This window comes from Mesobacillus sp. AQ2, assembly GCF_030122805.1.
Taxonomy (GTDB): domain Bacteria; phylum Bacillota; class Bacilli; order Bacillales; family Cytobacillaceae; genus Mesobacillus; species Mesobacillus oceanisediminis_A.
The window spans coordinates 1,275,790-1,290,447 of the sequence record NZ_CP126080.1; the positions used below are offsets into that span (position 1 = coordinate 1,275,790).

Annotated in this window: 11 protein-coding genes and 2 riboswitches; of the genes, 8 read left to right on the forward strand and 3 right to left on the reverse strand. The window is 41.4% G+C overall.

The annotated features are described in order from the left end of the window. The first annotated feature begins 423 nt into the window (after positions 1-423). The 5 genes from QNH36_RS06345 (at position 424) to QNH36_RS06365 (ending at position 7,191) form a co-directional block, all read left to right on the forward strand. Positions 424-2,766 (forward strand): sensor domain-containing protein, encoded by a 2,343-nt coding sequence (locus QNH36_RS06345; RefSeq protein WP_283904946.1) that lies wholly within the window; start codon positions 424-426, stop codon positions 2,764-2,766. Positions 2,767-2,812: 46 nt separating this feature from the next. Beyond that, positions 2,813-2,912, forward strand: a riboswitch (guanidine-I (ykkC/yxkD leader). Positions 2,913-3,149: 237 nt separating this feature from the next. Further along, positions 3,150-3,473 (forward strand): quaternary ammonium compound efflux SMR transporter SugE, encoded by a 324-nt coding sequence (gene sugE / locus QNH36_RS06350; RefSeq protein WP_144474383.1) that lies wholly within the window; start codon positions 3,150-3,152, stop codon positions 3,471-3,473. Between the two features lie 202 nt (positions 3,474-3,675). Beyond that, positions 3,676-4,029: a hypothetical protein gene (locus QNH36_RS06355; RefSeq protein WP_144474385.1), complete on the forward strand. Its 354-nt coding sequence runs from the start codon at positions 3,676-3,678 to the stop codon at positions 4,027-4,029. Positions 4,030-4,281: 252 nt separating this feature from the next. Continuing rightward, complete coding sequence (locus tag QNH36_RS06360) at positions 4,282-6,078, forward strand: TIGR04190 family B12-binding domain/radical SAM domain protein (protein ID WP_144474387.1); 1,797 nt, start codon at positions 4,282-4,284, stop codon at positions 6,076-6,078. A 156-nt stretch (positions 6,079-6,234) separates the two neighbouring features. After that, positions 6,235-7,191 carry a cation diffusion facilitator family transporter gene (locus QNH36_RS06365; protein ID WP_283904947.1) on the forward strand — a complete coding sequence of 319 codons (957 nt, stop codon included), beginning with the start codon at positions 6,235-6,237 and terminating at the stop codon, positions 7,189-7,191. Positions 7,192-7,236: 45 nt separating this feature from the next. Here QNH36_RS06365 and QNH36_RS06370 read toward each other — a convergent pair whose 3' ends face one another. After that, positions 7,237-8,586, reverse strand: coding sequence for a hemolysin family protein (locus QNH36_RS06370; RefSeq protein ID WP_144474391.1), 1,350 nt, complete (start codon positions 8,584-8,586; stop codon positions 7,237-7,239). 491 nt (positions 8,587-9,077) lie between these two features. Here QNH36_RS06370 and QNH36_RS06375 point away from each other — a divergent pair, with 491 nt between their 5' ends. Continuing rightward, a complete protein-coding gene (locus tag QNH36_RS06375; RefSeq protein ID WP_283904948.1) occupies positions 9,078-10,145 on the forward strand; it encodes an ATP-binding protein in 1,068 nt (355 codons plus the stop codon). Positions 10,146-10,255: 110 nt separating this feature from the next. Here the strand turns inward: QNH36_RS06375 and QNH36_RS06380 are convergent, their stop codons facing one another. Beyond that, positions 10,256-10,816 (reverse strand): GNAT family N-acetyltransferase, encoded by a 561-nt coding sequence (locus QNH36_RS06380; protein ID WP_144474395.1) that lies wholly within the window; start codon positions 10,814-10,816, stop codon positions 10,256-10,258. A 126-nt stretch (positions 10,817-10,942) separates the two neighbouring features. On the opposite strand from QNH36_RS06380, the gene QNH36_RS06385 reads away from it, so the two are divergent. Further along, positions 10,943-12,211, forward strand: a complete 1,269-nt coding sequence (locus tag QNH36_RS06385) for a dicarboxylate/amino acid:cation symporter (protein ID WP_283904949.1) — start codon at positions 10,943-10,945, stop codon at positions 12,209-12,211. Between the two features lie 239 nt (positions 12,212-12,450). Here the strand turns inward: QNH36_RS06385 and QNH36_RS06390 are convergent, their stop codons facing one another. Next, positions 12,451-13,581: a histidine kinase N-terminal domain-containing protein gene (locus tag QNH36_RS06390; RefSeq protein WP_251544624.1), complete on the reverse strand. Its 1,131-nt coding sequence runs from the start codon at positions 13,579-13,581 to the stop codon at positions 12,451-12,453. A gap of 244 nt (positions 13,582-13,825) precedes the next feature. Continuing rightward, positions 13,826-13,933, forward strand: a riboswitch (TPP riboswitch). Positions 13,934-14,040: 107 nt separating this feature from the next. Here QNH36_RS06390 and thiT point away from each other — a divergent pair. Next, positions 14,041-14,637 carry an energy-coupled thiamine transporter ThiT gene (gene thiT / locus QNH36_RS06395; RefSeq protein WP_283904950.1) on the forward strand — a complete coding sequence of 199 codons (597 nt, stop codon included), beginning with the start codon at positions 14,041-14,043 and terminating at the stop codon, positions 14,635-14,637. Positions 14,638-14,658: the final 21 nt, after the last annotated feature.

The following is a 14,658-nucleotide window of genomic DNA, read 5'->3' on the forward strand; positions in this document are numbered from 1 at the left end:
TAAGGGGCTGAACAAAAGATAAAGAGGCTTTTTCTACTTTCATTATATAATAGTTGCCAATTTTGTGGGTTACTTCATTTTGAAAATTTAGAAAATGATTTTTTTGTCGCTTTTTTCATTGATGATTAATGTATAATATTGAAAAAGGTTTGTTCTTTTACAGGGAAATTGTCGTCTGGACTAAACTGAAGTCCATTTAAAAAACTTGCTCTTTTTATAGCCTGACAGGCATTGCATTGAAAGAAGGCTCTTTGTGCTTTTAAAGCAAAAAACAACGAATACTTCTGCAATCTGATTCGGAAGCAAATTCGAAATGAGCCCCGCAGCCAGCAAGAATTCGGATAAGTGTGATCAAAAAGCCGCATTCAATCCGAAAACAGCCTTAAAAAGACAGAAACGAGGGGCAGGATGGAGATTCCCCAAATGTACATATTTGACATAAAAACAATAGCTTTGACCGTTGTCTTTTTAATCATTTCATCAATCATGGCGGTCGAATTCAGCAGACAGGTCAAAAAAAATACGGATAGAAAAAAACGAAGAATCGCTCTGTATTCACTGCTTCTGGCATTTACCTTTTTATTGACACATATTTTCGTGATCATTTCAGCAGGTGTTCCGTTTTCAACGGGCAACTTCTATTTATTTTTTCTTCTGTTCTATGGCATTTGCTCGATAGGAGCATACTCATCTTTGAGCCTTGCGCAAAGAGATATTGCTAATACGCCACAGTACATATACACAAGTCTGTTGATCGCCGCCAGCATTATGATTGCAGAGTATACCGCATTCTATATCATTTTCAGAGATACAATTGAGATCCAGTGGGCTTTAGCGATTTTAAGCACTTTCATGGTGTCAGTCACATCCTTTTTGCTGCTCAGGTTCCTGATGCAGATTACGAATGAGGATATCTATGAGTTTATAAAAAAATATAAGTATTGGGGGAGTGTCTTTGGCGGCATGGCCTTAGGCGGAATCCCTTATATTGTCCTGACTTCGATGATGCCGATCACCGAAGGGGCAGGAATCCAATCCTTTATGGCACCATTTATCTATATGGCCCTGGCTAATTTATTCTTTATGCTGATTCCAGACCTTTTCGGCGAAAAATTGATCATGAAGAATGTCCAGTCTCATTTATCCTTGTTCAGCCATAATCCCGATGCAGTCTTCAGGGTTGATTTACAGGGGTCTATCCTGAATGTGAATAAAGAGGCTGTTGAGCTGACAGGCTATACAGCGAATGAACTCACTGGTCTCCATTTTATCGAGTTGATTGGCAGCAGCGAAGAAGGGGAGAAAATCAGGAAATATTACCGGAGAGTGTTGAGCGGCGAGACCAAAGTGATTGAAACCTCTTTGAAAAAGGCGGATTCAACCTTCGCCGAAGTGAGAATCACGGCCGTAAGGATCATCGTTAAAAATACAACTGTTGGTGTCTTTGGAATTGTCAGGGACATTACTGAACAAAACAAGGCAGACAAAATGATTGAGTACCTTGCGTATCACGATGAACTGACCAATTTGCCGAACAGACGCAATTTAGAGAAAGTGATGGCAGGATTGTACATTAAGGATGAAATCTTTTCTTTGATTTACCTTGATTTTGACCGTTTTAAAAGGATCAATGACACGTTTGGCCACTCGTTTGGTGATAAGATTCTCGTGCAAATCGGCAGGGAACTTGCAAAGGTGACACCTGAGAACTGCCTGGTTGCCAGAATCGGCGGTGATGAGTTCGCGATTCTCGTGACGGAAGGGAATAAGCCGGAAATCGTCGCAGCAGAAGTGATCAAGGCGTTCCAGACACCGCTATTTGCCGGGGGAATGGAGTTCCTGATTACGGCAAGTATCGGGATTGCCCATTTTCCAGATGATACAAGCGATCTTGAGCTGTTGCTGAAGTACGCCGACATGGCTATGTATAAAGCGAAGGAGAACGGAACGAATCACTTCCAGTTTTTTGACGAAAGCATGGTCGATCAGGATGTCAATAAATTTGAACTGGAGAATGAATTGCGTAACGCAATCAATAATGATTTGCTTACTGTTTTCTATCAGCCAAAGTACAATGCCATCACAAATGAAATAACCGGGGCAGAAGCATTAGCAAGATGGAAGCATCCCCGCCACGGAATGATTCCTCCAGGAGTGTTCATCCCGATTGCCGAGGAGGCAAATTTGATTGTTCCGCTTGAGAGGATGATCATCAGGCAGGTGTTCAGTCAGCTTGTCGCCTGGAAGGAGCAGAGGTACGAGGTTCCGCGGACATCCATCAATATCTCGATCATCCATTTTTATCAGGAGGATTTCGTAAAGTTCATGCAGCAATCTCTTAAAGAGTATGGTCTAGTGGGTGAATTGATTGAAATCGAAGTGACCGAAAGTATCATGATCAAGAAGGAAGACAGCATTAATGAACAGCTTCAGGCCCTGAGAGAAATTGGGATTGAAGTGAGCATCGATGATTTTGGAACAGGGTACAGCTCATTGAGCTATTTGAGCAAGCTTTCAGTCGATCGCCTGAAGATCGACCAAAGCTTCGTTTCACACTACCAGGAAAATCGCGAAATTATTTCTACGATCGTTTCCATGGCAACGAACCTTAAGTTGAAGGTCATTGCCGAGGGAGTGGAGACAGAATCACAGATTAACTTGCTGAAGTCACTGGGCTGCCAGGAAGTCCAGGGCTATTACTATTCGCCGCCTTTGCCATCGAATGAATACGAAGCCATGATGAACAGGGAGCTCCTTGCGAATTAACGCATTCTTTTGACTGTGCAGTTCAATTATGATATTATTCCTCTTATGAAAAGTCCTCTAGGGTTCCGCGGCAGCACTGCTGGTCTGGTCCGAGAGAGGACGCACAGGAACACCTGTGTACACGGAGGGATAAAAACCCGGGAGATATCGAAATGATATCTCCCGGTTTTTTTTATGAAGGCTCTTTTCTCAAACTTTGTTGCTATTGACTACTAAATGGGATTGAATGACCTAGTTTTCTTTATAAAATTAAAGCTTATTAAGAGAAAAGAGCTTGCACACTTAAAAGCGAACTGCAAAATTGCATATAGCACGTTAAAATCGGCTTTAAGATTTTAACAACAATCTTTACGAAAACAACCTTTATGAAAGGAGCAATGAGCATGGCTTGGATTTTTTTAGTAATAGCTGGCATATTTGAAGTGGTTTGGGCAATTGGCCTGAAATATACAGAGGGATTCACGAAGCTAATACCTTCATTAATTACGCTGGCAGGGATGGCAATAAGCTTCTATTTTTTATCGATGGCTGTCAAAACACTGCCGATTGGCACCGCATATGCTATCTGGACAGGGATTGGTGCGGCAGGTGCCGTCATTCTTGGAATGATCCTGTTCGGGGAGCCGCGTAATCTTTTGAGGCTGATGTTTGTCGCCTTCATCTTAATCGGGATTATTGGTCTGAAGGCAACATCCGGAAGCAATTAACCATACAGAAAGCAGACATGCAATTTCATGCGGTCTGCTTTTTTGCTGTTGCTTTGATCTTTTGAGGAGGCACCCTGGGAATACAACTGAAAATATGTCAGATTTGAAAACATCGGCCGCATTTGTTACCAGTTTTGTAACATATCGATATGTTTAATGGTGTTAAAATTGATGTAAGCCAAATGAAGGGGAGCATGCTAAAATGGAAGGTTTATCTGAAATCGTTAATCTGTTAAAAGGAATCGAAAGTTCAATCGATTCCCTGAATAAACGGACCGAAAGCATAGAAAAGAGACTCGACCGACTTGAGAAAGTGGATAGCATCGAGCATCGCGTAACTTCTAACCAAATCGATATAACAGATATAAAAGACGCACTGGAAAGAATGGAAGAGCTTCAAAGTGCAAAAATCGAAAATATGCTGAAAGAGTTAATGACCCAGACAGAAACGAAGAACAATGCTGAATTCAGCACGATTCATAAACGCCTTGATTCCCATTTGTTGAAATTGGGAAGAGTCGAGGAAGAAATCCTGATCGTTCAGCAAGAAAAATAGATTTTGGAGAGATTGCCGAAATGCAGTCTCTTTTTGTTTATTAAATGGTTTTAGACTTCCACAAAACGTTCATAAATCTGCAAACGCTTGTCGCACGTGGTTTACAATAAGCTTTTAGAACATTGAATGTTCAGTTGTTCACAAAATATTTACCATTACTGGTCTTGGACGGAGGGGGCCGGAGTTATGATTAAAGTGTAATCAAACATTGTCAGGTATTTAAATAGAGTCTATTTTTTCGAGGTGAGTACTTTGAAATACGATTTAGTTCTTCTCCATGCACCAAGTGTATATGATTTCCGAAAAAATGCATTGCTGGCTGGCCCAATCAGTGATGTTGTTCCGTCATCTCCCGTTTTTGAAATGTATCCTATTGGGCTGACAAGTATTGCGGAATATTTGGAACGTCAGGGACTTCGGGTGAAAATCATAAATATAGCAAACCGGATGCTGATGGATGAGAGCTTCGATGTGGAAAAGAAACTGAAAAAAATCAAGACACGTGCTTTTGGGATTGATCTGCACTGGCTTCCCCATGCTCATGGCAGCATAGAACTTGCCAAAATTGTAAAAAATCTTCACCCGCAAACCCCCATCGTTTTTGGCGGACTATCTGCAACCTATTACCATAAAGAATTAATCGAGTATCCCTTCATAGATTTTGTCATGAGAGGCGATTCTACCGAAAAATTGATGCTGCTTTTGATTAAGTATTTGAAGTATGGCACACATCAGCCTGGGGGGATTCCAAACTTGACATGGAAGGATGGCAATACTCCTGTTTACAATCCTTTAAGCCATGTCCCCGACAGTCTGGATGAATTTGATATACCAGGCTATCGATATACAATCAAGTCTGTGTTCAAGTATAAAAATTTCCTGGACCCGCTGCCATACAATGGCTGGCTCCAATATCCGAATACAGCAATACTCACAGCAAAAGGTTGTACACAGGGATGCCTGATTTGCGGAGGCTCCAAGCAATCATATAAGGATAACTGCAACCGTAAAGTGCTTGCCAAACGGTCTCCACAGAAATTAATAGAGGACATTTTGTTCATTCAGCGCTTCAGCAGAGCGCCGATTTTCATTCTTCATGATATCCGCCAGGCAGGCAAAGAGTATGTTGATGAGTTTTTTGACCGCCTAAGCCAAATCAACCTTAAGAATGAACTGGTTTTTGAACTGTTCCAGTATGCTAATGAAGAGTTTTTTAGAAAAATCGAGCAGGCAGTGCCCAAGTACAGCATTGAATTAACCCTGGAAACACATGATGAAAAGATTCGCCGTTTTAATGGGAAATTCAACTGCACGAATGCGAAAGTAATTGAAACGCTTCAGGCTGCATTGAAGCACAGCTGCAAAAAGATTGATATTTTCTTCATGGTTGGCATTCCGCATCAGGATTACCAAAGTGCCCTGGATAATGTTAATTTTTGCGAGGAAATCCATAATGCCTGCGGAGGGGATAAACGGTTATCATACTTTGTCGCACCGCTTGCGCCGTTCCTCGACCCGGCAAGCCCGGCTTTTGAACAACCGGTGAAATACGGCTATAAAAAGTTCTGCCACACAATCGAAGACCATAGAAAAGCAATCACCCAGCCATCCTGGAAATACATGCTCAGCTTTGAAACCGATTATATGACCAGGGATGAAATTGTTCAGTCAACTTATGAATCTGCCAGAAACCTGAATGCATTCAAGTTGAAGCATGGCCTTGTCGACAAGAAGACGCATGATGAAGTCAATGAGAAAATTGACAGATCACTTGAGTATATTGAAAAAATCGATCAAATCGTCGCACTGCCTGAAGAAGAAAAAAATCGCCAGCTGGCCCTGCTTAGCAAGGAAATGGAGGAGGTCAACAAATACAGTATATGCGGAAAGCATGAACTGAAATGGGAAGTTAAAAAGCATTATGCGGATATATTCTCACTTACTGCGATCGGGATTGAACTATTGGCAGAGGACATTTTAATCAATGTCAAGCAGCGGTTCAATGCTTATAATAAACGAGTCGCAGAAGCCTCAAAGACCCGAACATGAACCATGACAAAAGGCTGCCAGGATATCCTGACAGCCTTTTTTGTCTGCTGCAAAAAGGGAACGTGTGTACAGGACAATTATAATAAATGTTTAAAGTAGCCAAAAATGTGAAAAATGTAAAAGAAATATCAACACAAGTGATAATCGGATGGAGGAATGTCATCAATGATAGAATTTTTGAAAAGAGGTAACAAGTCTTCCGGGATTGCTGCTCTCGGGAATACATTCCTTGCAATAATCAAGGGTGTTGCGGCTGCTATTAGCGGAAGTGGCACAATGCTGGCGACAACTCTTCATTCGGTTGCGGATGCATTGAACCAATTTTTCGTTTTCATTGGCAGTTCCATTTCTGAAAAAGAAGCAACCAAACGGTTCCCAACCGGTTTTGGCAGGGTTGTGAATCTATTTGTACTCATTGCAGTTATCATCATTTCGATTATGGCATACGAAACAGTCATCAAAGGATGGGAACTCATCAAGCATCCAAAAGCTTCATCAAATATGTGGCTGAATATCGTGATTATGCTAGTGGCGGTCCTTGTTGATGGAAGTATACTGGTAAAAGCGATGAAGGAAATTGCCCATGAAACTAGAAGTCAAGCAAGTGGGTTTGGCATCGTGCCGAATGCTTTTAAGAATGTCAGTTTCGCTGCACCGCCGACAAGGCTTGTTTTCTATGAAGATTTAATTGCAACATTCGGAGCACTTTTAGCATTGGCTTCTATTGTACTGGCACAAGTAACCGGTTTTTATTTGCTCGATGGTATCGGAACCTTGCTGATTGGAATCCTGCTGATCGGGATTGCTTTGAAGATTGGTTATGAGAATACAATAGGCCTGATTGGTGTCGCAGCACCAAAGGTTGTTGAGGACCGGATTGCCCAGCTGATCCTGTCCGATCCAGATGTGGTCGACATCAATACACTAAGGATCGTCCAGGAGGGCAGACAGTATCACGTCGAAAGCTATCTTGAACTTCGTAAGGGACTGACACTGGCAGATGCGGATGATATCAAGTTCAGGGTCAGGGATAAGGTACTGACTGACCCTGACGTAGACGATGTAGTCATGGGAATCATCGAAGCTGATGATGTGCAGACGTGGAAAGTGTAAATAACAATGCAAAAACCCGGACAGGAAAATATGTCCGGGTTTTGCTTATGAAACGACTTCAGTTTTATTCATAAAAAAACTTTCTGATGGCTTTTCTTGCTCAGGTTGTTTTGTTACCTCGATATATTTGATATGGTGTTCTTCCATCTCGATGATTTTGAAATGGTAAGTACCGAAGCTGACAACGTCACCCTGTTTTACTTCGTAATTTTCGGTAAGCATCCAGCCCCCAATGGTATCGACGTCTTCATCGTTGATATCAAGTGAAAGAAGGTCATTTACCTCACTTACAAGTAATTTAGCATCAATGATATAGTGGCTTTCTTTGATTTTACGAATCATTGGCACTTCATCCATGTCGAACTCGTCACGAATTTCACCAACAATTTCTTCAAGGATATCTTCTACTGTCACCAGACCTGACGTGCCTCCGTATTCATCCATCAAAATCGCCATGTGTATGCGTTCTTTTTGCATCTTGACCAGCAAGTCATGAATCGGAATGCTGTCGATAACCCGGATAATGGGGCGAATATAGGAATCTATCGCTTTTTTGCCGCGGTCCTGATCGTGAATCAAATCAGTCATGACCTCCTTGATGTTGACGAGGCCGACAATATGGTCCTTGTCACCATCAATGACAGGATATCGGGTAAATTTTTCTTCTTTTACAATCTGGAGGAAAGTCTCCAGCGTATCTTCCAATGACAGGGATATGATTTCCGTACGGGGCACCATGATTTCCTTGGCGATCCTGTTGTCGAATTCGAAGATTTTATTTACATACTTAAACTCTGACTGGTTGATTTCACCACTTTTAAAGCTTTCAGAAAGAATAATGCGCAGTTCTTCTTCAGAATGAGCCAAATCATTTTCGGAGGCAGGCTTAAGTCCGACAAGCCCAACAGCAAGTCGGGCAGATCCGTTTAACAGCCAGATAAACGGATACATAATCTTGTAAAACAGGATCAACGGACCTGCGGTATTCAACGACACCCACTCTGCTTTTTGAATCGCTAATGTCTTTGGAGCCAATTCTCCGACTACGACGTGAAGGAATGTGATGGTCGCAAAGGCTATCCCGACAGACAAGATATGGCCCAAAGATTCAGAGACCTCGAGTCTGATGAATAACGGTTTCAGCAATTCGGCAATTGCCGGTTCTCCAAGCCAGCCGATAGCAAGGGCGGTAATCGTGATTCCCAACTGGCAGGCTGAAAGATACTCATCCAGATTGGTAATTACTCTTTTTGCCAGTATAGCCTTTTTGCTGCCTTCTTCTATTAATTGATCGATTCTGGAACTTCGCACTTTAACAATTGCAAATTCTGAAACAACAAAAAATGCCGTTAAAGCAATTAAAATGGCTATCCAAACCAAGTTAAATATGTCCAAATAAGTTCCCTTAGCCTGCAGAATTGCAGGTAAGGAGTCACCTCCCAGTAAACTGAAAATTAAGCTTAAATCAAGCTTCCATTTATTAATTTAATTTTCCAAGAAACTGCAACGGCCCATTTCCGTGCGGCTGGATCAGCCAGGGCCTACCTCCTGTTAAGCTGTTCCGCCCGCTCAGCAGCTGTTACATTCTTGATACGATAGTTTGCCCCATCATACCACCTCTGCTTTACCATTTAAATTTAATTATACCATATCCAGAATAATTCCGGGGAACATTAATGTTGTTGATAACAATGTATGAAAGTGATACATAAAGTATGAAGTTTATGTTTAATTATATGAGAAAATTCTGATTATAACAATTTAATCGATTTTCAGATTGAAGAAAAATTTCCCAATGTAAAAATTTTACTTTTAATAATATATTATGCAATTTAGGTTTGAAACTATTTTAAATATTCAGTAAGATTAATGAAAGGAGGGTGGACATGAGTAATCTTTTATCCAATCTGGAAAGCAAGCTGCAAAAGCAAGAGAAAACAAATGATCAAATCTGGGTGGAACCTTCCACAGATTTTATTTGTAAAAGAACGCCAGACGGCCTCATTAAGTATGTGACACCATCCGTTCAATCCATGCTAGGTTATGCCCCGGGTGAAATAATCGGAAGATTGTACACCTTATTCGTCCATGGTGAAGATTATAAAAGAATTGCCAAAATCGCTATGCCTGAAGGGGAAGAGGTGTGCAGCCTGACATACCGGTTAAAGAGAAAAGATGGGGTATACATCTGGGTCAGTTCACAGATTTCTGTCACACGTGACCCAAAAACGAATGAGCCTTTTGAGTTGATTTCTGTAACCAGTGATGTTTCCTCGAAAATAAAAGCGGAGCATTTCATCCTGGAATACGAGAAATTGAATGTTGTAGGCCAGCTTGCAGCAGGGATTGCCCATGAAATTAAAAACCCTTTGACAAGCCTTAAGGGTTTCATCCAGCTTATGAAAGCGGGAAGGGAACTGAATCAAGGCTATTTAGCTATCATGGAAGAGGAAATCAAACGCATTGAAGCGGTCTCTAAAGAACTGATGCTGATGGCGAAACCGCACAAGTCCGATTTTAAAACTTTCAACATGAATGATGTGGTTGATCATGCGATCACCCTTTTGATGGCTGAAGCAGCGAAGAAGTGCGTCGAAATTACCAGGAAATCAACACTTGAGAATGGAATGTTTCTTTGTGACGGAAACAAAATCAAGCAAGTGCTGATCAATTTGCTTATGAACGCGATTGATGCGATGGAGCAGCCGGGCAAGGTGACCGTGGGGATTTCGAAATCAGAGGAAGTTTTGACTATTATTGTCGCAGACAATGGTAAAGGGATTGCTCAGGAACATATGGATAAGATTGGCAAACCTTTTTTTACGACGAAGGAAAACGGTAATGGTCTTGGCCTGATGATATGCCATAAAATTATTGAAGAGCATAATGGCAAGATGAATGTGGAATCGAGTTCACAGGGGACAACTTTCACAATAAGTCTGCCGATTCAGTGAATTGTTCGGCAGCATTAATGAAGATTCTTCCCCCTGCCATTTTTTGCTGTTTCAAGCCATTCTTACTGGAAACAACCGGTACATATTAAGAGCAAATAACCATAAGATGACTAATAGAATGCAGCTGACCGGCCATTCCACTCCCTAGCCAGAAGTCCATATACAATCAAGTCGTGAAAGTTGCCATTCAAGTATTCCCCGTCGCGTATGATTCCTTCCTTGCGAAAACCAAGTTTAACTGGTATAGCCTTGCTTTTTTGATTGTCCTTACCGCATCTTATTTCAATTCTGTTTAATCCATGTCCGTAAAAGGCATGGTTAATCACTGCATTTACTGCCCTGATTGTGATGCCCCTGCCTTGCCATTTTTCACCTAAATAGTAGCCGATGCTTGCCTGTGAGTTGTTCCAGTCAATCGCATGAAGGCTGATACTTCCCGCAAGGACTCCTCTGTATCTAATCCCAAAGTGAAAGCTGCTCCCTTCTTGGGAACTTTTCTCCCACATTTGAATAACAGAATGAATTTGTCCCGGTGATTGAATTCCATCTACCCAGGGCAGCCATTTCCTCAGATAACTTCGGTTTGTATCCAAAAGCCAGAACAATTCCCTGGCGTCCTGTGAACCAAACAGATTAACGCTGATCTCAGAATCGGTCTTTAAATAAAACATCCTATACCTCCAGTAAGAACCCAAATGGGAATTAATTCTAAATGCCGAAAGGTGGTTTATAGGGAATGAAAGAGGGAAAAAATCTTTACATTCTTTTTTATACTTTTTTAAACTGGGAGGAAGATTATGAAACTGACGACTAAAATATTGATAGGCCTTGGACTTGGTGCCATGACCGGGCTTATCCTTAACATCTTTTCACCTGAATTGTTCACTATTTTAGATAAATTCTTATTTACGCCACTAGGGAAGATATTTATCAATTTAATTAGTATGCTTGTCGTGCCCATTGTCCTGTTTTCAATCATTCTTGGTACCGCAGGACTGGGTGATCCGAAGAAACTCGGCAGGATTGGTTTTAAGACTGTAAGCTTCTTTTTAGCTACAACAGCAATTGCAATTATAATAGGCCTTGCTCTTTCCTACCTTATCAAGCCAGGTTTGATGGGCCAGTTTGATACTGCTGGAGCTGAATTCAAAGCTGAAAAAGCACCGCCAGTAAGTGAAACCTTTTTAAATCTTATTCCGGCGAACCCATTTGAAGCACTGACAACAGGAAATATGCTTCAGGTAATTGTTTTTGCGATTTTCATCGGTATAGCATTGACTGCCTTGGGTAATAAGACCAAAGGAATTTTGAACCTATTCGAACAGGGCAATGACATTATGATGTATTTAGTAGGACTTGTAATGAAGTTTGCTCCATACGGAACATTTGGTTTGATTGCAACTGCTATCGGCAGCCAGGGACTTGACGCTATCAAGGCTATGGGTGTATACATGCTCGTTGTAGTTCTTGCTTTAGTAATCCATGCTGTGATGACTTATGGATCAAGTGTATACTTCCTGGGGAAAATGAATCCTTTCAAGTTCTTCAAAGGATTCTCTCCGGCTATGGGGGTTGCGTTCAGTACATCAAGCAGCAACGCAACGCTTCCTGTATCAATGGAAACTGCCCAGAAGAATCTTCGCGTTCCTGAATCTGTTTCAAGCTTTGTCCAGCCGCTTGGCGCTACGATCAATATGGACGGAACTGCAATCATGCAGGGTGTAGCGACTGTCTTTATTGCCCAGGTTTATGGAGTAGACCTTTCAATGACTGAGCTGTTGACAGTCGTTTTAACGGCTGTACTTGCAAGTATTGGAACAGCAGGTGTGCCGGGCGTAGGCTTGATCATGCTGGCAATGGTTCTCCAGTCTGTCGGCCTGCCTGTTGAAGGCATCGGGTTGATCCTGGGAATTGACCGTCTTCTTGATATGGCGCGAACAGCTGTGAATATCACAGGAGATGCAGCATGTGCAGTCATTGTTGCTGAAACGGAGAAAAAACATGTTGTTCAAAAAGAGAAAAGAAGAATCACAAGTACAGAGGACAATCGTACACTTGAATATTAAGAATAAATAAAGGCTGTTTTCGTAAAGATTGTTGTTAAAATCTTAAAGCCGATTTTAACGTGCTATAAGCAATTTTGCAGTTCGTTTTTAAGTGTGCAAGCTCTTTTCTCATAATAAGCTTGAATTTTATAAAGAAAACTAGGTCATTCAATCCAATTTAGTAGTCAATAGCAACAAAGTTTGAGAAAAGAGCCTAAATAAAAGACCCTGCCGGCACCGGCAAGGGTCTTTTTGTGATGTTAGTTCTCCATCCTTATTAATGGCAAAAGCATGATGAATGAAGTTTTATCTGGCTCTGATGAGCATGCAAGTATGCCTTTGTGCTTCTCGATTATTTCCCGGCAGACAAATAACCCTAGGCCGGTTCCGAGCGTTTTTGTTGTGACGAATGGCTCGAAAATCGTCTTCAGCAACTGGTCGGGAATGACCGGTCCATTATTGGAAATCTCGATTTTTATATGTGTATCATTCACGAAGTATCCCTTGATTTCAATTTTAGGGTCAGCACGATACTGGCTCAACACATCAATTGCATTAAAGATGATATTGATCAAGACCTGTCTGATTTCATCGGAATATCCATACAATTCCATGTCATCTGCTACTTCCTTGGCAATCCGTACATTGGTGTCGAGGATGCTGGGATAAAGGAAATTTAAAACCTCATCAATCATTCTGTTTAATGAGAAAAGTTTTTTTTCCTTTCCAATTAGTTCTTTTTTAGAAAGAAGCAGAAATTGAGAGATCCGGAAATTGAGTTGTTCAAGCTCCCCGGAAATGATATCAAGATACTTCATATCCTCGTGTTCGGATCTCAACAGCTGGATAAATCCCTGGATAGAAGTCAGCGGATTGCGGAATTCATGGATAAAACTTGACGTCATCTGGCCGAGCAATGTCAGCCGGTCCTTATGGGTGGAGTCGATGAATTGGTTTTTTTCCTCAATGATTTTGTTTTTCTGTTCATTGTAGTAAGATACTGCGTAATACAGGAAGGTATCAAAACAGTAATTGATTCGGTTGATGGACTCCTGCATATCTTCCCATTCCATATTCATTTTGTGCAGGTGCTTGTAAAGTACAGATCGTCCTGAATTGACATTGTAGACAAAATCCCCAATATTGATGTCTGCGCGAACTCGTTCTTCTCCTACCATAAAGGCAAGTTTTTGGAGGTGGTCCTCCAGTTCTTCATTTGTCTTGGAAAAAACAGAGAGAATGATTTCATACATTTTCTCAGCGTTCTTGGTTATTTTTTCTTTATATGGATCATCTTCCGAGACGATGATTTTTACAGCCCAGTCGGCAATGAGTTGTTCCCTTTCACTAGTCAGGAAGCTAAGCAAACGGTTATCCGTGATTGGCAGCATTTTATTAAGTCCCCCAGTTTTTCTTTTCGATATTAAAGATTCGAGGTGCAGCTCGAAATCCCTTTGTCGAAAATTGAGAACATCCGCTGAATAGCGTCGAATCGATAAAAACGTGACAAAAGACCGATATTTTTAGCAACTTGAGGTGAGATTTGTCTTTTTTGATTCGACAAGGATTGGAAAAATAATATTTAACTTGTGATAAGAAAGAAGAAGTAGTATATTCATAGTGTAGAAACTAAATAATAACCACAAGGGGAGCTGCCAGAGAGCAGCTGAGAGTGAGCGGCCGAGTTCTTACCCTTTGAACCTGTTAGTTAATGCTAGCGAAGGAATGTGGATGCGATAGGAAAGCAATCATGGGAATCCTATATCGATCCCCTGATTGCTTTTTTTGTTTCTGAAGCAGAAAAGGCGTGTTGAAAACGGACCTCATTCTGGAAAGAAGGAGGAACAGTTATGAAGCAAAAACAAACATTATTTTTAGTGGAAGTGGCAGTGTTTTCCGCACTGGCTTATTTGTTGGATTTATTCTCGGGATTTTTATTTTCTCGAATCTGGCCGCAGGGCGGTTCAGTATCAATCGCGATGGTACCGGTTTTCCTGATGGCATTTCGCTGGGGAATCAAGGGAGGAGCCATCACAGGGCTTCTGCTGGGACTACTGCAATTCATCCTGGGATTCTCGCAAATATTCCATCCTGTCCAGGGAATCATCGATTATTTGATGGCTTTCACTGTATTAGGGTTTGCCGGTATTTTTGCAAGACAGATCCAAGAGAATATCAGGAATGGATATAAAAAGAGGTGGATAGGATTGATCATCGCGGGGACCTTCCTTGGAAGCCTGCTTCGCTTTATCGCCCATTTCTTTTCCGGCTGGGTCTTTTTCGGAGTTTGGGCGCCAGAAGGACAGCCGGCTTGGCTGTATTCACTCATCTATAACGGAACCTATATGATTCCAAGTATGATTTTAAGCGCAATTATCATTATTCTTGTCATTGGCTATGCTCCATCAAGGATGGTCAAATCGACACTTGTAAGCAATAAAATGTGATATATCAAGGAGAGCTGACAA

Coding starts and splice junctions, on each gene's coding strand:
- sugE (WP_144474383.1), top strand. CDS start 3,150: ATGGCTTGGATTTTTTTAGTAATAGCTGGCATATTTGAAGTGGTTTGG.
- QNH36_RS06365 (WP_283904947.1), top strand. CDS start 6,235: ATGTCATCAATGATAGAATTTTTGAAAAGAGGTAACAAGTCTTCCGGG.
- QNH36_RS06385 (WP_283904949.1), top strand. CDS start 10,943: ATGAAACTGACGACTAAAATATTGATAGGCCTTGGACTTGGTGCCATG.
- QNH36_RS06355 (WP_144474385.1), top strand. CDS start 3,676: ATGGAAGGTTTATCTGAAATCGTTAATCTGTTAAAAGGAATCGAAAGT.
- thiT (WP_283904950.1), top strand. CDS start 14,041: ATGAAGCAAAAACAAACATTATTTTTAGTGGAAGTGGCAGTGTTTTCC.
- QNH36_RS06390 (WP_251544624.1), bottom strand. CDS start 13,581: ATGCTGCCAATCACGGATAACCGTTTGCTTAGCTTCCTGACTAGTGAA.
- QNH36_RS06345 (WP_283904946.1), top strand. CDS start 424: ATGTACATATTTGACATAAAAACAATAGCTTTGACCGTTGTCTTTTTA.
- QNH36_RS06380 (WP_144474395.1), bottom strand. CDS start 10,816: ATGTTTTATTTAAAGACCGATTCTGAGATCAGCGTTAATCTGTTTGGT.
- QNH36_RS06375 (WP_283904948.1), top strand. CDS start 9,078: ATGAGTAATCTTTTATCCAATCTGGAAAGCAAGCTGCAAAAGCAAGAG.